Source organism: Microbulbifer maximicatervae (SeqCode) (assembly GCF_052467065.1).
In genome coordinates this window covers 3,822,970-3,848,703 of the sequence record NZ_CP174299.1, presented here as the reverse complement: position 1 = coordinate 3,848,703, position 25,734 = coordinate 3,822,970, and the positions used below count along the sequence as shown (strand labels likewise).

Sequence of the window (25,734 nt, the reverse complement as noted above, 5' to 3'; positions counted from 1 at the left end):
ATAGTTCTTTAAAGAACTCTCAAATTTCGATCGCATATGACTGATTCTCTACCTTAACTGATGCTTTCATTGCATTCGATTTTAGATACAAGTCATAGTATTTTACCCATCCCTCATCATTGAGCTGTGGATTATCAAGCTCTACGAAATAACCTGACTCGTTTCTTATCTGAAGTTGATTCATGATTTTACTTATAACATCACGGTCAGCGGCAGCCTGCATTGTGCATTTTTTGCACGAAAATAGGAGCGTAACGACCGTGCAAAAATGTATAAAGTAAGACATCAGCTACACTACATTATTATGCGTTAACCGCGCAGTGCCTCCATGCAATTTTATAGAGCACATCACACTGCCCTCTGCTTAAACCTGACTCATGGCATTTGCCGCGATAGCTGTATTCATCTCTTACCGCGCCGCAAAAATTTTTTACCGAAAAATGAGGAGTAATCTCTAAGCAAGTTTGATAGTAAGAAGGAACAAAGTACTTTTGCACCAGAATATTTTCTTCGAAGTACCCTGCCACCTTTTTGATGCAATACATTTTGTTTGGTGAGCTAGTGGAAGTAAGCTCTGCTTTTGCGCGAGCCTGCAATTCAGCAGTGTAGCTACTAAACCACTTACTAGTATAAACAGCACCGCCTATGGCGCCAATGACAAGAAGAATACGAGCAAACCTGTAGCCTAGAAATTCTGCTTTGTTTTCACAGCGCGAAAATTTTAAATGGAAAAGGAGATACTCTACTTTTACTATTTTGTAAGCCAGGTAAGCACAAACTAGGTAAACCAAGATGTACAAATACTCTAAATACTGAAAGTACATATTCTAATTCCGTATTGCATAAAACCCTGGGTATGTGGCAGGCTGCGCGAAGTATGGGTTGCCCGAAGCCTCCCCCTTAAAGTAGACGCCACCTTACATCCATCTTATGTGGCCATTCTTTCATATTCATCTGCGCTTTTTAACCCAAGTGAACTATGTCTTCTCTTCAGGTTATAGTATCTATCAGGGTACCAAGATAAGCTATCCACAAGATTCTTAACCGACTCAAAGTAAAATCTTTTGATACTCTCAGCTTTCAGTGTCTGAAAAATTTATTCTACATACACATTGTCATTCATAAGCCCTGGTCAAGTCATACTCGACTCAATACCTAGTTCTTTTAGCCGGTTTTGGTATGCATAAGCACTGTACTCCGACATTCGGTCGCAATGAAATATTAGATTTGATTCTATCCTTCTGCGACGAACACTTTACTTAGATCTGACAGCGTTAATCAACAGCTCGAGTATCCGATAGTTTCCAACCCACCACTTTTCGAGAGTAAAGATCAATAATTACAGCCAAACATTGCCATTTCCGTTGATCTTCAGATAGGTCACACCACCTACCTAATGAGAGTCTGGTTTTTCTCGAATATCATGTTCTCGTTATAAATTTTCACCCCTAACACAAGGATTTCTAGATAATGAGCGTCGACGATAGATCCCTCCTGTTTTCCCCACGATTCCTTCCTATCGCATAAGGCGTTTAACGCACCAATAATTTACTCGCTCACCATTAGCTTTCAATTCTGTGCTAATTCTTGGACTTCCATAACCACCATTATGCTGTATCTAGATAGCCTCTATACACTCGAGAATTCGTTTATTTTCTATGCCTGGAGCACTCTCTATCCTTCAGGGGAAGTAGTAAATTTCATATAGGTCAATCCCATGCGGCCTGCTAGGTTTCAGAGACTGGATAAAGAGAGCCCCCCTTTTAATAGCTACAATCTCTAGAGGGCAATCTTTATCATTAAGTGATTTTGGAAAGATAGCGGCTCATATTTTGGAACTTCCAAATATATGCGGGTATTGCGGGGAGAGCTGACTAGATACCAGCTATTACCCGACTAGGGTAATTACAGCCCGATAACTTTAAGTGCATCATTAATGGGTATTATGTAATTGATGTTTCTAGACCCTCCGTCGCGTGTAAAATGGCCTGAGACAGTAATTCCGATGACATTACCAACATCATTAAAGACAGGACCTCCAGAATTACCTGGATTAACTGCAGCATCTGTTTGGTAATAGGGCAGTGCATTAATATCTCTACGAGCAGAAATTATACCGCGAGTAATGGAGAAATCGAGAGCTTCATCCAGTGGTGTACCGATAACATAAATCGGATCGCCTAATTCAGCAGACTTGGGATGAATCTCCAAAGGCAGATGGCCAAACCTCTCTATGATTTGTAGCAAGGCCACATCCCGACGTTTATCAGCTCGCAGCACTTGAGCACGATATTCTTGACCATCAATAATCACTAAAACATCTTGATTGCTTGATACAACGTGCTGATTAGTTAGAACATGCCCTTGTTTTGAAATGACAAATCCGCTTCCGTGACCAGATACAGTTCTTATAGTGGCAGTGGCTGCTTTGATACTCTGTATTTTCTTAGAGAAGCTTGTTTCTTCATTGCCGTAAACCAGTGTAGCATCTACTATACTGGAAGAAATTTTGGCTTTGTCACTGAATCGGGATTTGCCAAGAATTATATCGATAAACTCCTGCTGTGACAGCATATTTTCTATTGACTGTTGAAATGCTAGCTCCATACTGAGAGGTGCACCCCTTAATCTCGGCGGCTGTCGAATATGGTCATCTAACCCTTCCGTTTCAGTTGTATAAACAATTTCGCGAGTCAGATTATCGAATACTTCCCATTTTATTTTGAGATAGGTAGAATTTTGGGTGTATTGTCTTAGGTTGTTTCCCCTCCCGCTATCACAATGGGCCAAGCGCATCTCTATAACCTCGGCAGCGAGGCTAAGATCTACACCATCACTGCGCTGCAAAGCAAATTTTTTTGTTTCAGATCCGGCGCTAGCGTAGCCATAGCTTTCAAGAGTAGTGTAAGCAGCCTGAGTGAAATTTGCATTCTTGGCAATATATTTGGCGTTATTCAGCTTTAGGCTTCCATCCGATCTACAAACTAGTGTGCGGCTTGGTGATCTTTCGCTCCGATATAGTTTCTGTGCTGACTTTCTAGCATCCGATGTATAAATATAAGCACGGCCAATCTCTATATTTTTACCAGCATGAGCACCCTCCAAGTCAATAGAAAAGTGTTCGAGAGCAATAGACTTTCCTGTACGCTGGCTGGTGTTGTTAATAGGCCTTGGCTTTCTTACAGAGGGAATTGATAGATCGGAAGTTGAGCTATGACTTTCAATGTTAATTTTCTGGGCCTGGTCCCCTTGATTAATTGGGCGCTGGTCGGTGAAATGAACTTCACCATTTTCGTCTACCCAGCGGTATATTTCGGCTGTACTGGGTGCGATTACAGTTGTCATTAGCAGCCATATTACCAATAGGTGGGGACATGCTCTCTTCACGGTCTTACTTTTCCTTTTTCTATTCTGATACGGCAGCTGAAAGTTTAGAATCAGAGTAAAAATTATGTCAATGATTTAGGGCTTAGTTTTAACAATCGCTGCCATCGATTTATTAGATCCTCTATATCATCTTTAAACTTTTCAAATCCCAATATTAATCTTCTCTGACAAACCCCAACCTCTTTGCAGCGACTTCACTTAGCTTGCACTCAAGGAATACACGAATTTCGATTCGATTAAGCTTAAATTCTATAAATCCGAACTCAATTACTTTTTCCGTAGATCTAGTCATTAATCCTCTACCTTGAGTTTCCTCAGCAATCCAACAGCCAATTTCATCCACTAAATCTATTCTGTTGATTGAAATTACCACTATTGTACCAACTATAATATCACTTACAAAAAATCCAACCTGTAAACCTAGTCCATTCTTGAGTGGTTCACCCTATGTGGACATTGACATCAGCCTACATTTTTTATTGCCCATCTATGCAAACCACCCCCTCAAATAAGCTCTATTCTAATCCATCAACTGATAAAGCTCATCTGAATGGTTCTTATCAAAAGGAAGCAGATTTACATTTTTATCTACTTCAATTTCAAACATTTTCTCCTAAGCTTAACGTTGCAAGCAAGAGAAGCCGAAGAGGAGTATAGGCTGTCCAGCCAAGCCTTCGGCTGAACGATCTTGCTTGGCCTAGCACTGAACGACCGCTGCCTCTCAACTGTGGCTGGCCACTGCTCAATAAATTTACAGGGGAAAATACCATACCTTCCCCAAAAATTAACCATCTGATTCGCACTCCACAATGAGGCAACAGGCTTGTAGGATATGCTGACTTAAAACGAAAGTACTTGAACGACACCACGGTACCAGTTTACAGAAAAGTTTTTAAAGAAGTGCACTCAGATAGAGACTTGTACTTGTAGAAACTACAAACCACCTAAAAATTGACCGCCACAATAAAGGGGGTATAGAAAAATAGATTCACCAACTCCCCTATCCAATCAATCATCGCCATCTAAAATTCGGGAGATTTCCTGTGAAGAACTAGAATTATCTCACTACATAGAATTTTGGCTTCTTAAGCCTATATTACACACTCAATCAGTAGATATTTCCATATCACATCATCTTTTCAATGTTGTGTACCATGTAAAACATCCATCATTGGCCTTAAACCTTGCTCTTCCCTCACAAGGAGAACCGATTCAACCCTTGATGTGTACCGATTTTCCCAAACACAGACTAAACAATCGACATACGGTTCACATAAATAGCTTTACCTTTAATACTATCAACTCGATTTTTCATCCAATAGGTAGCAGTACGTCCACTTATCCAGGTCAGTACCACCTGCCGACGATGTCCTTTTCTTGTATCTGCTGGATCTGTGCTTCGCCTGCATTGATGCTTTAGGCCGCAATTTCTGCAGTCTATTAAATGCCCCTCAAAAATTTTCTTTCTTTTACCCTCGCTAACATATTACTCTCTTTGTAGAGACATCTCTTTATCCACTGGACAGATACAGGTTTTTTTCATTAAATGTAAAATCTTTGGCCGGTATTACCTAGGCGACCCCAACCTTTTTTCCTTGATTACGCTTACCATACTTCTCTTTTTGCTCAGAGAACCTGCACTCTCTTGACCTGAATTGGTAGCTAGGAATGTAGGCATTGATTCCATCATCCCTCAAGCATTAATAATTAGCACTCATTTGAAAATCCAGTATTAGCAGTGACAATGATATCTTTGTTTAAGATATCTTCATCAGTTTCGGTATTTTTATAGCGTGCACTAATACCATTCAAAATAGGCTTCAAGGTATGGTGCTCTTGCCCCTCACTAAAAGCTTGTACTTCAACAACCATTAGATGTTTCTTATCGACTGCCATAATACCGTTACTATCTTGGATAGTCCCCTTGCCTGCAGGCATCTTCGTTGATTAATTATTTGTGACATTGTTTTTCACTTCTTTCGGTATTTTTCCTTACCCCACCCTTGGGGATGAATCTTTAGGAACTGATCGATATTTTCAAAGTGCTTTGTAATGTGTCAGCAACCTTAGTAACAGCCTGTTTTCACTCTCTTTATTGAGCTTTTCTCCGTCAAGCTTTTTGTGTTCACCGGGACAGGTTTTGAACTTCTAACGAATTTTCTCCGCTACTGTTTCAGTTCTTTAAATGTGCCAAAATACTCTTTTCTAGCATTCGGTGACATTTTACAGCCATCTATCGCAAAGAATTCATTACCAAGAAACCCCTATTCACTACACACCATCAAGACCTGTTCAAATGCAGACTCAACTGTATCAGGATAGCTACTAACGAAGCTCGAGATATTGGTGAAGTGTGGAGTGCTATCACATAAGGTCGCCTTAAAATTGATATTGTGTTCACACTTAAAGTGATCCCTTTGGAATAAGCAAATAAAATGATCTTCAGAAGAATTACTGGGTCATAAGCTGAGCGGCCGCCACCATCATTTTAGTACTTATTATTTAAGGCAAATAAATCTATGTGATTATTGATCAGATGATGGATAGTAAACTCAAAAGTTTAAGACTGTAACGGCTCCTCGAAGTTAACTACAAGCATGGCATTTTGATTGTAATCATAGCGCTTAAGGTTGGGCATCTGGAGGATCTCAATATTGAAATCCCGTTTTATCAAAAAACACAAGCTCCTAAGACTATTTATACATCCTGAACACCTCAATCCGATGACGCTTTAGCGGTCGACCGCATTGATTTTTTAGTCGCTGATGTTCGCGCAATATCTAGCTTAGACAGAAAGTCTAGATAATGCTGTTTGTTTACTTGAAATACTCCATCCATACCTAAGTAGGCCACCAAATACAAACCTTGAGGCGATGGTATAAAGACGACTTCTTTGTGCAACTGAGCTTGTTTATTGTAAAGATAAAAGCTTTCTAGTTTGTCTAACCCCAAAGATTGTGGTTTTATCGCGCCGCTCATATAAAATTGAGTGAGCCAGTAACTTTTAAACTCTTCTATGTTGTTCGATGGTGAATGTATAAACATTAAAGTAGATTGTGAGCGACCAGCTTTAGTTTGGTCTTTTGCTGCTCCTGTAGAAATACTTACAAGTTGGGTTTGCATTCCATTGGTGGCATTAAACTCATTGACGATTCCTATCATAAAATAGTAAGGAAATTTTATACTCCAAAAGCCATCTTTGGATTTCACCACATACATGTCATTGACTGTGGTTATATTAATTCCTTCGGGAGCTTTCATTAGCTCCGGCATAGCCTTAGACTCATGTCTCTTTACTTTGTTGTAAAAGAGATGAGCCCCATAAACCCCCAATCTCTCACTCCATGAAAGCATCGTTTCTAAAATAAGATCATCTTCCTTTGGAAGAATGATCCCATCTCTTTTGTTAAGCTCGGACACATATGAACTTAATAGATAGTAAAGGTGCTCTCTTGGTCCTTTCATGGCTTGTGTATCAAGCTTTGAATAATTAGCATTTAACCAATCATTGAAGACGACCGAATCTACAACAACTTGCGCATAATCGAAAACAGGGTCTTCAAGGGTAAAGATGAATAACCATCCATAGACTTATAATCACTCGCAATTACATTGGGTGAGATTATAAGAAAAAAGACAAAGATCAAATTTTTCACAAACTCTCCTATTAGGGTATCCGCAAAACATGGGTAAATCTTACACATAACGCCCTACGTATAGGAGAGAGGAACATAGTGTAGCGAATCCAGCCCACGTTTTTTGTGGGCAATTTTGCCGCAGCTTGTTATGAGTTTGACCTAGCTGCTCACTTCGCATCCAGGTACTAAACAAAGTAGAACCAGTGCTATCCTGCTGTACCGATACGATAGAACTCCAAATATTAGTGCGGATACGAACCCCCAAGGTAAGTACTGCCATAGAATTTCCTCGATAGATCCTAGCTCTGTTGAAAATGAAAATGCACGGACTATAAGACCTACAAAGAATCCGATTATGGAATAAACGAATACTCCAAGAAAAACATTAGCTGTGTTTACTGCCCCATCTGAGTGAGCTTTGCGAGTATCCTTTACTGACTTTTCTGGTTCCATAGTCTTACTCATAACGCCGGCCACAGCGGCCGGAGGTCCGTTGCTGACCCTTGTTAAAACTGCCATCTAATTAGAAGCGCTTGATTTTCATTGAACTCAAAATCTTCCATAATTTCTTTCTCCACATCATCATCTCTAATATGTGGACGAACCCAATGTCTCTTCAAGTGATCGATTTCGTATGAATATGAGATATCTCGATCATTCAAGAACCTCATTAATCGGATACTCTTATCAACATCCTCGAAGTTATACATCGAATTAAACGGATTCGTTAGCTCCCAGCAAGTTATCATTGCCAAAAGGCAAGTTACCACTCCTGCGAAAAAATATGAGATCTTTGATTTCATAGAGTTTTAACGCCCGGCTTTGGGGCAGCCATGGAGCCGCGAAGCGGCGGAGTGGCCGTCCCAGCGCCAAAGGCACGACAACAGCCGCTTGTTATGTACTTTTAACTGCACGATTCTAAAGCCTGCTCGAAATGGTCTGCCAGCTCAATATATTGACTGCCCCAACCGTTATCCATTGCAATTTCTTGCAATGATGCAGTTGGCAAGAATATATTCACCATTTGCTCTGGGTTAGAAAGATAACCAGTGGATTTAACAGAGGCAAGATTTGCTGAAACGGTCACAAGCAGTTCTTCAGGTGTCCTGCTACCAAACATTGATTCTTCTGACTCGCTGAGAAAACTTTCAAGATGTGTTAACACCTTTTCCATTTTATCTTTCATTACTTCAGTTTCCATGAGCTCTCATTGCCACTGGTCTTGCCCACAAAAAGTAGACACTCTAACTATGCGTATTTTCGCTCATACTCTGCTGGACTTACATAGCCCAATGCAGAGTGCCTACGAACCCTATTGTAGAAAATCTCAATGTATTCAAACACCTCAGATTTTGCTTGCTCTTCGCTTTCGAATGTTCCGGCATAGACCAGCTCGACTTTTAGCCTGCTAAAGAATGATTCCATTGCCGCATTATCCCAACAGTTAGCCTGGCGACTCATACTCGGCTTGCACTTGCTTTCGGACAAGAGATCCTGGTATTTCTGCGATCGATATTGCACACCCCTGTCAGAGTGAACTAGCAGTCCAGGCTTTATTGGTCGTCGCTCTAGGGCCATTTTCAATGCTCGACGTGTCAATTCATCGGTCATCTGCGAGTCGAATGCCCAACCTACAATACGTCGAGAGTACAGATCCATAACTACCGCGAGGTATAGCCACCTATCCAGAACCCAGATATACGTAATGTCACTGGTCCAGCGGCAATTTGGTCGATCCACATCAAAGCAACGCTTAAGTAAGTTGGCGGAGACGTTAATGCTCCCCTCCACGGGCTGACTATATCGAAAGCCTTTGCCGTTTCTCGCTTTAATATGTTCCTGTTGCATAAGCTTAGCGACGTAGTTCCGCGAGCATGGCTCACCTAACCCTTGAAGCTCGCAAGCAATTCTAGGCGCGCCATAACGACCTTTAAACTCAGCAAACGTCTCTCGGATTTTCTCGATTGTTCGTATCTCTCTAATCGTGCGAGCAGATGGCAATCGCCCCCGCCATCGATAATAACCCGATCTTGAGACTTCTAAACACCGACACATCAAGCTAACCGGGAATGACCCTACATGCTCTTGTATCAATGCGTACTTTACTCTTGGTGGTTCGCAAAGTACGCAGCTGCCTTTTTTAGAAACTCAACCTCCTGACGAGCTTCATGCAGCTCCTTCTTGAGTTTGCGAACTTCAGCGCTTTCCTGTTTGGAATAGTCGACACCGTCTAAACTATTGAACCGCTTATCAGACAGTCGATTAAATTGACGACGCCAGTTGTAGATCTGCTGTGCGCTGACGCCTAGCTCTCGCGCCACAGAAGCCGTTGTTGCTCCAGGCTTTTCCGCTCTCTTAACTGCTTCTCTGCGGAACTCCTCCGTATACGCCTGAGTTCTTTTCTTACCCATGATACACCTCCGTGTTAGGCCTAAACCTAACTATACAGGGTGTCTACTAAACGTGGGTAAGTCTTACACCTAACGCCGCTAGCAAGGGCAGCCGAAGCAGTGCGTAGGCTGTCCAGCCCAGCCCCGAAGGGGTTGGGCGAGCTTGCCTAGCCTGGTTATGGTTGGCGCGCTCGGGACTGACTACTAGTACTTTGCCAGCCATAGTTTGGCTGGCCACTGCCCAATATTTACGAGGGAAGAATACCGCACTTCCCCCAACTAATTCCTATCTTACTGGCACTCCGCGAAATTGCAGCGGACTGCCCGTTTTTACAGCACCTGAGCAAACACTCTAGGAGCGCAACTGCTCGAATAGCAGTCAGTAAAATTCTCAATACCGGGTGCTATTTGGTAGCACTAAATCTTTAGTTACTACGAAAATCAATAAAGCCGACCGCCACAATAACATTTATATAGTAATCATTCTGACCACTATTATATTGACTACTATCTCATAATCAATCTGCCGCCACCACTACAGTTTTCCATTAAAAATCAGTTAGTTACACTAAAATGGCACGATCAAACAAACTACAAAAACGATCACTATGACTACTATCTCATTTTCACCCTACTCGCGTAACCCCATAATTTATAAGTGTTTTTTACAATTTCTCAACCGAACCCAGAAATAACACTCATTATGATCACATTTCACTAAGCTAGCACTTACTAAATGGCGTAAATTATAGTCCAACCAACATTCGAATTAACTAAGCCGTGAACTGTGAGCAAGCTCCTGAAAATTAATATTTAGAAAAAGGGAGCAACTTGAGGGTAGGCATGTCTGGATGGCTTAAGTAGATTTTAAAGGCCAAGAAACTACCTCTACACAATAGTCTGTTAGACCTCCAACCTATCTTACTGCCAAAACCCTATTTTTGAATATTAATACGCTCTATCACTTCCAATACCGAATCAAAACCCTTTGTATGAAATGCATTCATACCCACTCTATTCGCCACCTCTACATTTCTAGGGATATCATCCATGTAGATAACACTACTGGCTTCGACTTCCAGCTGCTCAAGCGCGTGCTTGAAAAATGCTTCATCGGGCTTTGCCATACCTATAAGGTGGGAAGCGAATATTCTGCCCAAATAGTTATGTGCGTTAAATTCATGAGTGATGCGTGGCCAGTGAAGTTCATTGGTATTTGTCAATGCGGCCACTTTGTAGTTTTTCTCTAGAGAACTGAGTAATTCAATTGCTCCAGGATAGAATCCAGCGGGCCAGTTTGTGAAATGATCGATAATAGCCTCTATCGATTCCTCTATTTCCAATTGAGATTTTAAAGCGTTTGCAAATTCTTCCGTGGTGATTTCTCCTCTCTCAAACTGCCTTACCGGACCGGAGATAATGACATCAGTCACAGGCGCTTTACCGGTTGGTAATGGACGACCTTTTAGCTCTATTAGTACGCCGCCGAGATCAAACAGTAATACATCAACTTTCAAAATCCATAACCCTCATATTTTCAACGGCCAGAAACGCGCTGCTCACTCTTCACCATCAGATACACCTCGGAGAGACCAAGGCTAGTGCTATCAAATTAGCCAATATCATTCTTATCGTCCCACTTTCTTCCTCTCTATGATCTAAGATCCCAAGTACAATCAGAAGCTAGTAAGCAAACTATGACGACTTCCCTTCATGAGCTTGTGGAGATGGTGCTCGCAAGAAAGATTAGCGCAGTATCACTGATTGAAGAAGCTTGTGACAATGCAGTTGCTCATTCCGAACTCAATGCTTTTATCTGCCTCGATCGGCATGGCGCCCTTCAAAAAGCCAAATGCATTGACAGGGAATTGGCCTCCGGTAGCCACCGTAGGCCCCTTGCCGGTATCCCCATCGTTGTTAAAGACAATATCAATGTAAAGGGTATGCATACCACTGCTGGGACCCTTGGCATGAACTTTCTGCCGAAGTCCTCTGCCCCAGTGGTTGAGCGACTAGAGGGATGTGGGGCCATAGTGGTTGGGAAGACTAATCTACATGAACTCGCCTTTGGCGTAACCTCCAATAACGCTGCATTTGGTGCCGTAAGGAATCCGTGGGACATCGCTTGCTTCCCCGGCGGTTCATCGGGGGGCACCGCTGTTGCTGTAGCCGCGGGGATTGTGCCCGTTGGCCTCGGCACCGATACCGCCGGCTCCGTCAGATTACCGGCGGCGTTAACTGGTATTGTTGGCTTTCGCCCTTCAACTGGCAGCCTTAGCAGCCAAGGAGTCGTACCCTCTGTGCCAGCATTTGACACAATCGGCCCTATGGCTGTTAGTGTCGAAGATACCATCTATCTGTTTGAAGTGATGACAGGGGTCTCCGTACCCCAATGCAAGCCGATCAATCAGTTGCGCTTGGGGCTTGCCCACCCTCTATTTGACAACCTCTCACCTGGAGTAAACCAGTCTTTCAGGGCTCTAATCAGTACCCTTATTGATGCTGGAGTAGACCTGGTAGAAGTAGACCTTTCGCCAATAGTCAGCGCCGCCCTCGAAATCGGATTTCCCGTCGGGTTTCATCAGATGCGGACAGCCATGGGGCATTTTCTGGCGAATTATCAACCACAAACTCAACTAGAGGGCTTGGTAGCAATGATCAAAAGTGAGGATGTGAAAGGGGTCTATCAGGAATCAGTGCTCGGCCCTAAGGCACCGCCAGACTCAGCCTATCAAGCGGCCTTAAAGAAATTGCCAGCTGAGCGCGACAGCTATTCGAAGATCATCCAGCAGCATCAACTGGACGCGATCGTATTTCCAACTGCACCTATCGAAGCGCAACCCCTGGAAACATCCTCATATCAACTGGAGCTAAATGGACAGACACTCCCCACCCTGGACACACTGATATACAACAATGTCTCCGCACCAGTTACCGGTGCCCCAAGCATCAGCATCCCCATCGGGCCTGGCGCCAATGGATTACCGGTGGGCTTGGAGATAGATGGGTTACCTGGAGCGGATTTGGCACTACTTGCCGTAGCTAGACAGATCGAACAGGTAATAACACTCCAAAAGTAAGAGGAACTATCCCCCCTCTTCCCCTCGGGGAATTGTCTTCCATATAGCGGTATTACTTGATGAGTAAATTGCTTTACCGTCAGTTGCTACGCTATACACACCGCCGGGAACAGGGTAGAGATTAACCAGGGAGCCGTTCTCTCGATAGTGTCGCAGTCCGTCACCTGCCGCCACCCACAGATCATCTTTTGGGCCAGTAACAATAAAACCATCAGGAATCCCTACTGGTACCGATAACACCCATTGCTTCTCTTCCAATTTTTCCGGGGATGGCAAAGCGCTTACATAAATGTCTTTTGTTTTTTTGGGATTGTAAGGATTCTTTCCATCGATAGCTGCAGTATCACCAATATAAATTTGGTTGCCTATTGGAGAGATAGCCAACCCATGAGGCATCATGTACTCCGCCGACAAGCGAATTAACTTTTTTGTTGAAGGATCAAAAGCGTAGACAGCCGGCGTTAACATTGGCTCAGGCTTGAAGCCTTGGTTGTAGCCGTAATCTGGATCGGTGAAGTAGATCCAGCCAGAGGGTGACTGTACAACTTTATTGGGTGAATTAAATGGCTTACCTTTATAGGCATCTACAAGCACGTCTCGTTGACCGCCTGAAAGGCTTATGCGGCTGATAGCGCCCGGGGTTGCTCCTTTCCCCTGCTCTGCAACCAGTAAATGTTCACCGTCATTGCTAAGCCACATGCTGTTTGCCATATTGCTTCGGTGTTTCCAGGTTACAACTTCGCCAGTAATAAAGTCGTAGTAACGGATCGCTATCTGTGGATTCTCAATCTCTAAATCTGGAACACTGGTGAAGTAGAGACGTTTCTGGGAGGGTACATAAACAAGCCCCTCATGTGCATCCGTTTCCACCAAGATCGAATGGGTGGCCTGCATCGGGGAATTCCCCAGTAGATAATTGTTGTAAGTAATAGCCAAGAAAAGGACTGAGCTGAAAAGCAAAGAAGAGAAGACACCGGGGGATTTAGTAGTCATATCGCCCCTAATTAGACTTTATCTGTACGGATAGTTCTGCGACTACTCTACTATGAGCCGCTGAAGGTATCATCAGGGTCATTCTCTGACCCCACACTGGAAACGGCCTTATCCAGCATTCTATTGATCTCCCCACTCTCCTTTAGGCTTTCTAGAGCAGCATTTAGTCGTTCGAGCAGTTCCTTATTCCCTTTCTTAACACCGATACCAAAGGGCTTTGGCGGGAAGTCTCCACTAATATTCACCAGACGATATAAAGTCGGATAGGCTGATGCCTTACGCAAAAGTACCAGGTTAATAATGTCATTGGAGGCAGCATCAGCATTTCCGCTTTGAACAGCCTCTAAGGTCGCTGAGCTTGTAGGCGCTACAACCAATCTGGCCCCCTCCAATGACGGCAGGACAGCACGCATTCTTTTCAGGGAAAGTGAGCCCTTAGTGACAGCAATTATCTTACCTTCCAGATCGATAAAGCTCTCAATATCGCTATCTTTATGGACTAGTAAACCTTCCCCCGTAACGTAATAAGGAATCGAAAAGTCCACTTTTTCTTCGCGCTCTGGAGTGATGGTAAACTGGGATACCACCATATCCACTCTTCCGTCTTCAAGTGCTTTTATACGATCCTCATCCAGCACACGGGTTAGCCTTATATAGCCAGGGCCGCCAAATAACTTCTCCCCAATTGCCCTAACCAGGTCAGGCTCAAAGCCTTCTATAGCGCCAGAAGAGGGTTCTCTATACGCCAACCCTGGAATATCATAAGTAACCCCAGCAACTAGCTCTCGATCCTCAAGATCAGCCCAAACATACCCCACATAAATAACCGATAAAACTAGCAAGCTGCCTATTAGGCGGGACACTAGATACATAGCTAAGATCCAGTAATTTCAAATATATTGGCTCAGAGCCCCCTAAGTAATTCTGTAATATCCACTGAGACACCAAAGGCCGAAACCTTAGTCGACTAGCAGAAAGAGGCTATAGGTAAATATAGGCGTATATAAAACCAATACAGGTGATACTGCACTTTAAGCTACTACGGATATTGGTTTGCTGGCGTATCTATAATTGATAAGCGGACTATTCGTGCCACCAATACAATAAGCGCAATGTTTTTTCATTTTCACAATTGATAACATTGCGCTTGTTGACACCCACTTACTGCTTAGCACCTAACCCTTTCTCTTTTTCAACACCATCAGTTTTGCAAAGGTACGTACGGAGACTGTCTCCACCAAGTAGAAAGGACTATCACCAAACAGTTGGTTCCATTCGCTCAAAGTTCGCTCCCGCCCACGAGTTCCCATCAACATCTGCATGTCCATGGCAGCCAAATTAAGGTCTGCGCCCTTCTCAGGTAATACTGCGTCAACAATGGCAAGCGTAGCATTTTGCCCTTGCATGGCAGAGTAAATATTATTGAGAAGTCGCTTTGCCTTGCTGTCATTCAGCAAGTGAAAAACGGCCGCACACAAGTAGATATCCTTATCACTATTAGCTACCGGCAGTCTATCGTTAATAATATCTGCTGCGAAGAAGTCCAATCGCTCTTCAATTGAATCACTCAGTGAGTTTTTCCAGTACTCTCTTGCCGCTCCCTCAACATTATTCCTGTCGACCACCATCGCCGTGATGTTTTTATATGAAGAGAGGACACTCGCACTTTTGCTACCTTTTGCCCCACCCAAGTCAATAACCCTATCAAACCTGCTCCAATCAAAATCTTGTAAATACTGTAGCCCGGTAAGATTATCAACGGTATCCATAGCGTCCGAAAACAGCGTGCTAACAGATTGATGATCATTCATATAATCAAACATTTCCTGATCATAAACACCTTCAAAAGGCACACTCCCATCTTTAATATGGTCTTCAAACCCATTAAACCAGGGCTTACTGAATTCTGGGGAGTTATGCATAAGCACCATGCTTCTTACGCTGTTACTGGCATCACTGCGCAACACTTCAGAGTTTCGATTGTGCGAAAAGTGCCTGGCTTTTACCTCCTTAAAAATTCCCATTGCACACAACATCCTCATCAATCGATATAGATGCTCTTTATCTGCATTACAATCATTTGCCAGTTTTTCTACTGGAACAACTTCACCGTTAATATGATCAGCGATATTTAATCGGACAGCCGTATACAGACATCTAGATTGCCAAAATAGCGATCCAATTTGCATTACTCGAAATGGAGGCGGCATCAGAGCATTAGGAATATTACAAATACTATTAATCATATTAGAAGCGCGTTGAAAGACCCAATTTACGGCCCTATTTCTTTGCATTGACTGGGGCATAAGAACTCCTCAGAAATAACATCTGATTAAAAATAGATATAAGAGATCGGCCTCAACTTGCTGAGGCCTTATCGCTATAAGCTTTGCAAACCTGACTTCAGAAGTCGGCCATTAAACTCTGCAAGCTGTTTTAAGAAATCGGGGTCCATAACGTGCCCCATTTGCTCTTCCAGGACGGGTTTGGCCAACATCGGCAACATAGCCAAACTGACAAATGAAATCCTGAGCAAATCATACTTGGGGTCTTCAGGTTCGGCTTCTTCACCCTTAATTTCAGCTAACCGACGAGATCCCCTTTGACGCCCCCGCTCCAGGAGCTGACGGATCACATTTTTCCCCGGCCCTTGATTAAGTGCCATGACTTTCAGGATCAGAGCCGGAAACTTGGGATTCTCTTGCATGGTGGAGTAGTAAAGGGCAAAGAAATCTCCAAAATCCCAATCGCCATCAAGGCTGAGTTGCTCTACGGCCTCGATCAATGGCAGAAGGGTTTGGCGGATCATATCTTCATAGAGGCCATCCTTGCTACCGAAGTAATATCGAATCATCGATACCGCCACTCCAGCCTTAGCAGCAATCTGGCGAGTTGTGACCCTTTGGTACTCATCGTTCAAAAAGCACTCTCGCGCCGCATCGATTAGCCGATTGGCAACATCCGACTCCTGCATAGGCCCGCTCCTTCCTATCTAGCTTGCAAGAGAGGCTAACAGGGCACTCTACTGCCTTCCAGGCTATTTGTTGTTCAATTTGAGGGGTTTGTACGACTGGTTGACGTGGCCCCATATCCCCAAACTGGATACGACCCCACTCATTCATATGAAATTGTCTCGAAGATATTCGTAGTTTAGAGCAAGTGGATTTGAATCTGGCACTAATTACCCAGCTAACAAAGCACCTGGGTGATCTCTAATATTCAGAATACAAGTATTGCTAATAACACCAAGATATACACTCGAAAATTGATAGTCATCCTCTACATTTTATCTCTTTCGTAAGCCCGTCCTTCGAGAAATGCCACGAATCAAATCTCGCATTCTGAATCAACTTAAAACCACCTATCGACCTCAAATCCAAACATCGGTATTCTCCCGCGCGGCGGCATATTCATCCTGATTTAACTTGTTGCCAGAGCTAATCAGACATGCCTCCTACTCGACTATTTATGGATAAAAGTTTGGCAAAACATTAAAAACATTTTCAAAGCAGGAACATGAAAATGAAACTATTTACCAGTACAGCACTGGGAATTTCAGCGACCTTGACTCTAACCTTGCAGTCGGCAGTGGCATACAGCCAGACAGCTAATAAAGCGATACCGAGTTATACCAGCAATGAGTTTGCTCAACTGGAGGAGCAACCCAAATCGAGCCAAGTCATTATTGATGGCAAACTATACCAGCTGACCGGAGATATGCTGGAGCCAGTTCAAGAGGATTCCGGTCAAGTTAGCATTATGTCCGCTGTTGAAATATCAGCGAATAAGTGGCCTGATGGAATCATATATTACGACTTTTACGATAGTGTCACTGAAGAAAATCAACAGCGTTTTATCGACGCCACCAAAGTCTGGGAAGAAATTGCAGACTTACAATTTTTAAGACGCACTGATCAATCTGACTACGTTCACGTAAGAAACGGAACTGAAAACCGTTCCATGGTTGGAAAGACTGGCGGCGGGCAATTCTTCAGCATGAACAACTGGGATACCAAGTACATTATTGTCCATGAATTGGGCCATGTTATTGGTATGAGGCATGAACATCAGCGATCTGATCGTGATGAATATGTCGAAATTATTGAGGGCAATATTAAACCCGAGTATGTCCACAATTTTGATATACGGCAAACCCACAACTACAGTAACTATGACTTCCTGTCTGTAATGCACTATCCATCACGTGCATTTTCGGTTAATGGGCAAGAGACTATTGTCCCTAAAACGGGTTATGAGCACTTCAGCCGTATAATGGCCCAGCGTATCGACTTGGGCGGCGGTGACCAGGTTGCAGCAGCATCCCACTATGGCGTGGTCAATATTAATATTCCTGACCCTGCATTCAAGTCATATTTGTCCTCCTATTTCGACACAAACAATGATGGTGAGATCGACAGCCTGGAAGCAGCAAACATTGAAGAAATTCGCACTCCAGGCAACGGGGAAATCCAGTCACTGCAAGGTATTCACGTATTCCGATACTTAAAGCACTTAACCGCTGTTAATGAAAACCTCACCGAGTTACCCGAATTACCTAAACGTCTAGAAACGTTAAATATTGCCGGCAACTACTTGGATACTGCGCAATTCGAATGGGTAATGGATCGACATTTCTTAACCGCTATTGATGTTACGGGCAATCTCCTCGATGTCTACTCTTGCGAGGCACTTGAGTTAATTGATTCTTATCTTAATGAAGGGAGCATTAGCTTCAGCCCCGCTAAAGGCGGTAATTCATTAGTTTGTGATGAGGAGGCAGAGCTAACTCTTATCCCATCAAAAACACGAGAGAATTTAAGTAGCAAAGGCGAAAAAGTATTCCATATCGACGTGCCCGAAAATGCTCAAACCCTGACAATTATTACTGACAATTCAGGCGATGAACTGGGCGATGAAATGAATATGTACGTGGCCTATAATCGCCAGCCTACCACAGCCGATTTTGACTTCAGTTCTGAAAATAGCGGTAATATTGAAGGTATTGAGGTCACTTCGCCAGAAACCGGCCGCTGGTACATATTACTGTCTCCTATCGAACGCTCCTTCGAGGGTGTAAATTTAACGGCAACGGTAACCCTGGCTGATCAGTCCGACAATATTCTGGTTAATCAGAAACCTGTCAGCGGTCTTAATGCCAGTGCAGGAGAGTCGTTGTTCTACACCATCACAGTACCGGAAAATGCCAGCGACCTTTCATTTGAGATATCCGGTGGTAGTGGCGATGCGGATCTCTATATTCGTTTTGCTAGCAGACCTACTGAATCAATCTATGATTATCGGCCCTATTTAGGTGGCAATGAGGAGTCCGTTGCTATAGCAAACCCAACTCCCGGGATCTGGCATGTCATGCTCCACGGCTACTCAGACTTCGATCAAGTATCCCTGGTCGGCTCTTTTACTGAATCATCTACTGATGAATTTTTAATCCCCGGCGAGGTTATCTCTGACCTGAATGGCCATGCAGGAGATCAATTAGAATTTAAGATTGAAGTTCCTGAAGGAGCGACCCAGCTTTCTGTAGCTACGGGGGCTGCTCTATTCAACTCCGTTGGTGATGCAGATCTCTACATCAAGCACGGTGAACCCGCCACTGAGTCAAATGCCGACTACGCTTCTGAAAACTGGGGCAACTATGAATCCATTGATTTGAACACTCCTCAATCGGGCACTTGGTATATTACCATCTATGGTTATACCGACTTTGAAAATGTTTGGATTAGTGCTGATTATTGAAGCATGAATAATTAACTAATAATTTGGTAGTAGAGCTTCGCTAAATCAACGGACTCTACTACTCCTCTTGAGGAGTAAATTTGCATAGAATTTTACTAATAACTTAACCACTTGTAACATTACAGTATGTATTTAGAGGTTAAGAAATGACTATCCCAACGCGCCAGATCCGCGCTAGCTTTAATAATCACACCATTCGCGTCTACCAAGCATACAATACAGCCATTGCAAATTCCGCCCTACAAAACGGAACCTTTGTATCCCCACCATTCAAAATGGAACGTATGACTTGGATTAAACCCTCTTTCCTATGGATGATGTACCGTTCGGGTTGGGGAGAAAAAGACAACGGACAAAACCGCATTCTGGCGATAGATATCACTAGAGAAGGATTTGAATGGGCCTTACAGAATAGCCTGCTTAGCCACCAAACCAATCAATACCCTACGAAAGAAGCATGGTTGGAGGCTAAGAGAACTACACCTGTCCGTATTCAATGGGACCCTGAACGGAATTTAGATCTGGAACCCCTTCCTCACAGAGCTATTCAGATTGGGCTGTCGAATAAAGCTGTAATGCTTTACGTTAACGAATGGATTCAGAAAATTACTGATGTAACTGAAAGCGCCCACAGAATTCACCAACTAGTCAAAGCGGGAGAGTTTGAGCAAGCGGAGAATCTTCTTCCCTCAGAGGTTGAGTACCCCTTAAGTGTTTCATTAAAAGAAAGATTGGAAATGTAAATCTGCACGGCCAATACCAGCGTTAAGCCCCTGTGACACATCCAAAAACCGCAAAGTCCGATGAAAATTTTGGTCAGCAAATGGGGCTCAATTGAACTGATGGTATTACTTTTAAAAACCAATATAGAGAATGACAAGCAGCGTTATCCTTCTCCCCAGAAATACAACAACCCACAGTAGACTTTTCAAAAAAACACAAAAATATAGGCACTAAAATGATCTTATTGGATTTTATTAAGTTTGTTTTAGTGTCAAAGCTGCGTACAATTGATGAATATTTATCGGAATTAGAGTCTTACCCAGCAGTTTTTTAAGGATTGTTGATTCAAGTAAATCCAAGACTCATTTCTCAAAGGAGAACAGTAGCGTGACGTAAAAGTAAGTAAAAGGCGCTGACCCAAGGTGCGCCAACACCAGGGGCCAGCTAACCAAGTTGATAATCACAGTATCAAAGGTCGAGTAGACCAAAGGAACTTCCCCTTCGACCTCTCACAGAACCGTACGTGAACCTCTCAATTCATACGGCTCTTCGTATTCAGCACATTTTCAATCTTCCCATTCTCCAGTGTGCAAACAAGCCGCGCATTTGTTGACGAACTTTTCCAATAAAGGCCCAACTCTTGAAACAGCTTCGCTTCAGATGCTTAAACTTCTTCCTGGCCCAACGCATCAGTGTTTGGTCAAGATACTTCTGAAGTCGATAAACACCATATCTCCGCCCAAAGTGACCATAGTAGTTCAGCCAACCCTGTATTGCGGGATTAAGTACTTTTGCCATTTCAGATAGTGATCGATCCACCCAGTTTATTACTCGCCATTGCCTGACCTTATCCTTAATCCTCTTGAAGGCCTTAGGGCTCATTGAAGGACTAAATGCGGTGAAGATCTGTCCTTGGCGATTCCTTGCTTTTCTGGGACCAAATCGAAAGCCCAGAAAGTCAAAGTGGATCACTGGGTGGGAGTCTTTACGATTACTGTTCTTGCAATAGACCTTGCGCGTTTTCTCTGGATGAGCCTCAAGCCCGCAGGTAGTCAAGCGTGCTTTTAGAGCCGCCAGTAAGCGATCCGCCTCTCGAGGATTACGACAATGGTAAACAGCATCATCCGCGTAACGCTCAAAAGGAATATCTCTGTGCGTTCTCACCATCCAGGCGTCCAGCGCGTAGTGCAAAAACAAGTTTGCCAGTAGAGGGCTGATTACACCCCCTTGTGGAGTACCTTGTGTTCGCTCTTCAAGCTGTCCGTCCCGATGTTGTACTGGAGCCGTTAACCAGCGCTGTACATAGAGTCTGACCCACTGATGATTATTATGTTTATCTAATGCCTTCAGCAGGAGTTCGTGATTAATATTGTCAAAGAAACCCTTGATATCTAAATCAACTACCCAGATTCTATCCCAGCATCGTTGTCGAGCTCGGCGCACTGCGTCTATAGCAGATTTGCCTGGCCGATAGCCGTAGGAGTCAGGGTGAAATACCTTCTCCAATTCTGGCTCCAGCAGTTGCTTAGCCACCATTTGCGCAATGCGATCTTCGATTGTGGGGATACCCAGTGGTCGCAGGCTGCCATCGAGTTTCGGAATATCCACTCGTTTGACGGCTGATGGAAAATAGCTGCCAGATGACATCCGATTCCATAGCTTGTACAGGTTTTTGGCGAGATTCGATTCATATTGCTCTATCGTTATCTCATCAATCCCCGCTCCGCCGCCATTGGCCTTGATCTGCTTCCACGCTTCCCAAACCGCTCGCTTGGGAATATTGAATGGCTTTGCGCTAATCGTTAATTCCTCCCCATCTGGGTTGATTACACGGTTAGTCGCCGAATACGACAACCCCTTCGCTCCACGTCCATTACAGCCGCTTCTCCACTACTACGGGCTGTTCCGCCCCTGTGACCAGTCTTGGTACTCAACGTCTTGCAGGGCCTCTACTTGACGCTCTTCCTTAACACCTGGACGACAGGTTCTCCTGTTCCACCCAAAAGCCTGTTGTGTGTTCACGCCACCTCTATGCCGGATGCCACTCGGTCGGTAAACAGGTAACCTCCAAGCTTATCCCCGCACTTAGCCAGTGCACGGGTTTTGACATCATCTTGGTAATACGCTTTCGACACCTCATCAGTGGTTCATTTGCATTCGTCTCTACACAACATACCTGACGTATCTCGTACGCCTTTTCCTCAAGCGCTTCTAACCAAAGCTCTTTACTCCGATCACCTTGAGGGGGTTTGTTATCACTTCCTGCAAAGCGATAACGGAGGGCCGACCTCCATCTCCTGGATAGCACGTATTTTTTTTATTTATAAAAATAAAAAATAAAAAAATACTCAGGACGCACTGGCTATATGCATAGTACGCCAGAAACCCGCTCGTCTTCAATAAAGTCGAGAAGATCCAGTAGCTTGGAGCGATTGCCCAAGCTCTGGGAGCGTAGCGCCCGCCTTTTCTTCTTTCATGCTTACCGTTCTCGCGCTCCCCCTGCCCTTCCTGCAATCACGACTTTCTAAGCCTTCCGGTTTCGGAGCCAAAAAAATAGCTTGAAATTCAGTAGGAAAAAATATGTTGATCTTGAAGCGTCGGACTGGTGAAAACCTAAGAATTGGAACAGACATCTCACTCAAAGTACTGGAGGTTAAGGGCAACCAGGTAAAGATCGGGATCCATGCCCCCAAATCCCTAGCAGTTCACCGCGAAGAAATTTATAGACGTATTCAAAGGGAGCAGAAACTCAGTAACAGAAAACGCTGAGAATCAACTTCCCCTTAAATGAGGGCCCACATCGGGCCTCAACCTCGCTCTATCGGCCAAGGCTTTCCAACTCTTTCACAAAGAGCAACTCACTAAGCCAACCCAAAAGAAATCCATAGGCTCCTTGAGTGCCCCCCCTAAGTTAGCGCCCTTACATCCTGGCCCGCTAAATCCAAAGCCACGAAAACTACCACCTTTGCTCACTTGCCACGCAAATGCGAATCATTATCATGTCCGGCAGTTTACTTGCTGGAAGTCCTCTCATGTTTCGCAAAACCCTGCTAGCTACCGCACTCGCAGCCGCAGTACCCGCCTCCCTCGCCAATGAAACTCCTTCAGATCAGCCCACCGTAATGGAGGAAACCGTAGTAGTCGGTGTACGCCAGCGCCTTTATGAGCGCGGAGCCTTGCTGGATGCAATCCAGAAAACTGAGGTTGTTGATGAAAGTCTGATCAAATCCCTGCAGGCGGTTAACCTCACTGACGCCATTGAAAAGTCCCCCGGTGTTCGGGTTTCCAATGAGTGCTCCATGTGCGGGGTCAAACGAATAATGCTGAACGGTATGCGCGGTGAGCACTCTACCATCCTCACCGACGGCGTTCCTCTTCACACCATGATGGCTGGCTATTACGCAGTGGATGCACTGGCCACAACGGGTGTCTCTCGTATCGAAGTGGCCCGAGGTGCGGGAGCATCGCTGCTCGCACCCGAGGCGATCGGAGGGACCATCAATGTCATCTCCAAAGAAGTCGAGGAAACCGGCCTCAACATCAATGCCTCTATGGAGGACAACGACAGCTATTTTCTAGGCATGATGGGCGGCTATGTAAGCGATGATGAACGCACCCGTACATCACTGGTCATTCAGGACGATAAACACCACCAGATGGACAATGATGACAACGGAGTTAGCGAGGCTCCGCTGCAAGAGAACGCCAGTTATGTAGTTCGCCTCTCCCATGACCTGGGTGAGCGGGACAACGTGGTACTGCGCACAGCCTATACCGACTCCAGTATTTTTGGCGGCCCCCAGGGATACAGCATTGGTTCCGTCCTGCAAGGCTACGATGGTGTGGAATCTGACCACTTGTTTGTCGACGACGATGTGCGGCAGCAATACATTGGCAAACCCTGGGAAACCACCGAATGGATCTCCACCACTCGCAGTGAAATTTCCTCAAGTTGGCTCCACGAATTCAGCGAATCCTATAACACGCTGTTTACTGTCGCCTGGTCTGAGCACAAGCAGGACTCCTTCTACGAAGGGTTCGATTACACCGCTACAGACACACTCAACTACTTCGACCTGCGCAACAATTTGATCCTTAACGATCAGCACATGCTCACATTTGGTGTCGATCTTCGCGATGAATCCATGCGCTCCGACTCTGTCTCAGGAGAGGAAAGCGATAATTACATCGAAGATAGTTTCGACTACCAAACTACCGGCCTCTACATACAGGACACCTGGACCGTTTCACCGGACCTCGAAGTGGCACTGGCCATACGCGTAGACAATGCCAAAGCCGACTTTGTCGCCGAGCAAAAACCCGGTACAGAGATCGATGAAACGGTGGTCGCCCCTCGGATAGACCTCCGCTATCTGCACGACGACCAGTGGACCTCCCGGGTAGCGCTGGGACGAGGATACCGAGCCCCCCTATCCTTTTTCGAAACAGATCACGGCATTCTTGATGCCGGTGATGGCTTTGCCATCGAGATCGAAAACCTTGAAAAATCTCTATCCGCAACTTATGCATTAAGCTTCGAGGGAGAACGCCTCAACAGCACCCTGTCACTGGCATTTACCGAGGTAGATAACCTCGCAGCACTAAGCGAAACCGAGGATGGAGTACCACTGCTTACCCAGATGCAGGAAAGCGCCTCCGTAGGTGCTGCCGATATCACTCTCGGCTATGCGCTCACCGAAAATTTGTCTATCGGTGGCACACTGGAGACCTATGATTACGACGATGTTTTCCGGGAATCTTTTGCCATTGCTCCAGTAGAGCAGCGTGCACTATTTAATATGGATTACAAAGCCGACTACTGGATGCTATATGCCAGCGCTACTTGGGTAGGCTCCCGGGACCTGGATGAATTTGGCTACGAAGGTTTCAACCAGTTGGGCGACTCCACGTTAAAAAGCACAAGCGCAGACGCCTATTGGACAGTAGATCTTAAATTAACCTTTGACGTCACTGAAAACCTGAGCCTGTATCTGGGCGGAAACAACCTGACAGATTACACCCAGGTTGAGGAAGGTGAGAGCCCTCTATTCTGGGATGCCAGTGGTGCCTACGACGTAGCCTATATCTACGGCCCGCTACGAGGGCGTGAGTATTACCTGGGCTTCGACTGGAGCCTGTAATGCGAACCTGGCTCGCACTAATCACACTTCTGTTCGCGCCTGATGGCGCGACAGAAGCTGCCATTTCCCTTTACGATTTTGAACTGCGCAGCCTCGCCGGCCCCGAGCGTATCAACCTGCAGCAATTCAAAGGGAAACCCAGCTTGATAGTACTGGTTGAACCGAACTGCCCCTGGTGCTTTCGCCAGGTTCGAACACTCAACCGGCTTGCTAGCGAGTGCTCCCAACAGTTTCAGCCCATCGCTCTGGGTATCAATGGCTCCCGAAAAGCCCTACTGACTGAATATCGAAAGCTACGCCCGGAATTCCCCATGCTTCAAGCAAGCACACAGCTTCAAAAAGTACTGGGCAAAACTCCCGGAACTCCATTTAGTTTCCTTATAGCCTCCAGCGGAGAGCCTCTCAGCTGGCTAAGGGGGTATATTCCGGATAAGAAACTACAACCGATTTTGGAGAGGAGCTTTGACTTCAAATGTGAAAGTGCTCTCGGGACAGCCTCATAAATTAGAGAACTGAATACTGCAATTTTTGCTGAGATAGGAACCCTGCTAGATCTTAAGTACTTATAGATTGAAGATATAGGCAGTGATACTGTAGATATCAGCTCACTTAGCTATTCCCCCTAATT

General features: G+C 44.7%; 23 protein-coding genes. 6 read left to right on the top strand and 17 right to left on the bottom strand.

The features are described from left to right. Positions 1-19: 19 nt before the first annotated feature. From ACJJI1_RS17110 to ACJJI1_RS17050, 12 genes are all read right to left on the bottom strand, one after another. Positions 20-223 (bottom strand): hypothetical protein, encoded by a 204-nt coding sequence (locus ACJJI1_RS17110; protein ID WP_444957387.1) that lies wholly within the window; start codon positions 221-223, stop codon positions 20-22. A gap of 79 nt (positions 224-302) precedes the next feature. Next, positions 303-824: a hypothetical protein gene (locus ACJJI1_RS17105; RefSeq protein ID WP_444957386.1), complete on the bottom strand. Its 522-nt coding sequence runs from the start codon at positions 822-824 to the stop codon at positions 303-305. A 692-nt stretch (positions 825-1,516) separates the two neighbouring features. Continuing rightward, entirely contained in the window at positions 1,517-1,573 is a 57-nt protein-coding gene (locus ACJJI1_RS17095) for a hypothetical protein (protein ID WP_444959394.1), read from the bottom strand. Positions 1,574-1,905: 332 nt separating this feature from the next. Then, complete coding sequence (locus ACJJI1_RS17090; protein WP_444957385.1) at positions 1,906-3,345, bottom strand: trypsin-like peptidase domain-containing protein; 1,440 nt, start codon at positions 3,343-3,345, stop codon at positions 1,906-1,908. 196 nt (positions 3,346-3,541) lie between these two features. Next, positions 3,542-3,760, bottom strand: coding sequence for a GNAT family N-acetyltransferase (locus ACJJI1_RS17085; protein ID WP_444957384.1), 219 nt, complete (start codon positions 3,758-3,760; stop codon positions 3,542-3,544). A gap of 876 nt (positions 3,761-4,636) precedes the next feature. Next, positions 4,637-4,828: a transposase gene (locus tag ACJJI1_RS17080; RefSeq protein WP_444959393.1), complete on the bottom strand. Its 192-nt coding sequence runs from the start codon at positions 4,826-4,828 to the stop codon at positions 4,637-4,639. A 266-nt stretch (positions 4,829-5,094) separates the two neighbouring features. Next, complete coding sequence (locus ACJJI1_RS17075; protein ID WP_444957383.1) at positions 5,095-5,325, bottom strand: hypothetical protein; 231 nt, start codon at positions 5,323-5,325, stop codon at positions 5,095-5,097. Between the two features lie 777 nt (positions 5,326-6,102). After that, a complete protein-coding gene (locus tag ACJJI1_RS17070; RefSeq protein ID WP_444957382.1) occupies positions 6,103-6,807 on the bottom strand; it encodes a hypothetical protein in 705 nt (234 codons plus the stop codon). 1,122 nt (positions 6,808-7,929) lie between these two features. Then, positions 7,930-8,226: a hypothetical protein gene (locus ACJJI1_RS17065; RefSeq protein ID WP_444957381.1), complete on the bottom strand. Its 297-nt coding sequence runs from the start codon at positions 8,224-8,226 to the stop codon at positions 7,930-7,932. A 47-nt stretch (positions 8,227-8,273) separates the two neighbouring features. Beyond that, on the bottom strand, positions 8,274-9,119 hold the full coding sequence (locus ACJJI1_RS17060; RefSeq protein ID WP_444957380.1) for an IS3 family transposase: 846 nt from the start codon (positions 9,117-9,119) through the stop codon (positions 8,274-8,276). Positions 9,120-9,127: 8 nt separating this feature from the next. Continuing rightward, entirely contained in the window at positions 9,128-9,436 is a 309-nt protein-coding gene (locus ACJJI1_RS17055) for a transposase (RefSeq protein WP_444957118.1), read from the bottom strand. A 914-nt stretch (positions 9,437-10,350) separates the two neighbouring features. Further along, the gene (locus ACJJI1_RS17050; RefSeq protein ID WP_444957379.1) at positions 10,351-10,932 is read right to left on the bottom strand and encodes an HAD family hydrolase; all 582 of its coding nucleotides are present in this window, start codon (positions 10,930-10,932) and stop codon (positions 10,351-10,353) included. A 180-nt stretch (positions 10,933-11,112) separates the two neighbouring features. On the opposite strand from ACJJI1_RS17050, the gene ACJJI1_RS17045 reads away from it, so the two are divergent. Further along, entirely contained in the window at positions 11,113-12,495 is a 1,383-nt protein-coding gene (locus ACJJI1_RS17045) for an amidase family protein (protein WP_444957378.1), read from the top strand. A 6-nt stretch (positions 12,496-12,501) separates the two neighbouring features. Here the strand turns inward: ACJJI1_RS17045 and ACJJI1_RS17040 are convergent, their stop codons facing one another. The 4 genes from ACJJI1_RS17040 to ACJJI1_RS17025 all read right to left on the bottom strand — a co-directional run bounded on the left by ACJJI1_RS17040 (position 12,502) and on the right by ACJJI1_RS17025 (position 16,462). Then, positions 12,502-13,488 carry an SMP-30/gluconolactonase/LRE family protein gene (locus tag ACJJI1_RS17040; RefSeq protein WP_444957377.1) on the bottom strand — a complete coding sequence of 329 codons (987 nt, stop codon included), beginning with the start codon at positions 13,486-13,488 and terminating at the stop codon, positions 12,502-12,504. 50 nt (positions 13,489-13,538) lie between these two features. After that, complete coding sequence (locus tag ACJJI1_RS17035) at positions 13,539-14,360, bottom strand: transporter substrate-binding domain-containing protein (RefSeq protein ID WP_444957376.1); 822 nt, start codon at positions 14,358-14,360, stop codon at positions 13,539-13,541. A 303-nt stretch (positions 14,361-14,663) separates the two neighbouring features. Next, positions 14,664-15,734 (bottom strand): methyltransferase, encoded by a 1,071-nt coding sequence (locus ACJJI1_RS17030; RefSeq protein WP_444957375.1) that lies wholly within the window; start codon positions 15,732-15,734, stop codon positions 14,664-14,666. Between the two features lie 134 nt (positions 15,735-15,868). Further along, entirely contained in the window at positions 15,869-16,462 is a 594-nt protein-coding gene (locus ACJJI1_RS17025) for a TetR/AcrR family transcriptional regulator (RefSeq protein WP_282933244.1), read from the bottom strand. 548 nt (positions 16,463-17,010) lie between these two features. Here ACJJI1_RS17025 and ACJJI1_RS17020 point away from each other — a divergent pair. Both ACJJI1_RS17020 and ACJJI1_RS17015 read left to right on the top strand, forming a co-directional pair. After that, positions 17,011-19,242: a M12 family metallopeptidase gene (locus ACJJI1_RS17020; protein WP_444957374.1), complete on the top strand. Its 2,232-nt coding sequence runs from the start codon at positions 17,011-17,013 to the stop codon at positions 19,240-19,242. Between the two features lie 146 nt (positions 19,243-19,388). After that, on the top strand, positions 19,389-19,985 hold the full coding sequence (locus ACJJI1_RS17015) for a DUF4291 domain-containing protein (RefSeq protein ID WP_282933246.1): 597 nt from the start codon (positions 19,389-19,391) through the stop codon (positions 19,983-19,985). 535 nt (positions 19,986-20,520) lie between these two features. Here ACJJI1_RS17015 and ltrA read toward each other — a convergent pair. Continuing rightward, positions 20,521-21,819, bottom strand: a complete 1,299-nt coding sequence (gene ltrA, locus ACJJI1_RS17010; protein WP_282931929.1) for a group II intron reverse transcriptase/maturase — start codon at positions 21,817-21,819, stop codon at positions 20,521-20,523. Between the two features lie 726 nt (positions 21,820-22,545). On the opposite strand from ltrA, the gene csrA reads away from it, so the two are divergent. The 3 genes from csrA (at position 22,546) to ACJJI1_RS16995 (ending at position 25,609) form a co-directional block, all read left to right on the top strand. Further along, complete coding sequence (gene csrA / locus ACJJI1_RS17005) at positions 22,546-22,734, top strand: carbon storage regulator CsrA (RefSeq protein ID WP_108732829.1); 189 nt, start codon at positions 22,546-22,548, stop codon at positions 22,732-22,734. A gap of 263 nt (positions 22,735-22,997) precedes the next feature. Beyond that, positions 22,998-25,106, top strand: a complete 2,109-nt coding sequence (locus ACJJI1_RS17000) for a TonB-dependent receptor plug domain-containing protein (protein WP_444957373.1) — start codon at positions 22,998-23,000, stop codon at positions 25,104-25,106. Beyond that, positions 25,106-25,609 carry a TlpA family protein disulfide reductase gene (locus ACJJI1_RS16995; RefSeq protein WP_444957372.1) on the top strand — a complete coding sequence of 168 codons (504 nt, stop codon included), beginning with the start codon at positions 25,106-25,108 and terminating at the stop codon, positions 25,607-25,609. Before ACJJI1_RS17000 ends, ACJJI1_RS16995 begins: the two co-directional genes overlap by 1 nt. Positions 25,610-25,734: the final 125 nt, after the last annotated feature.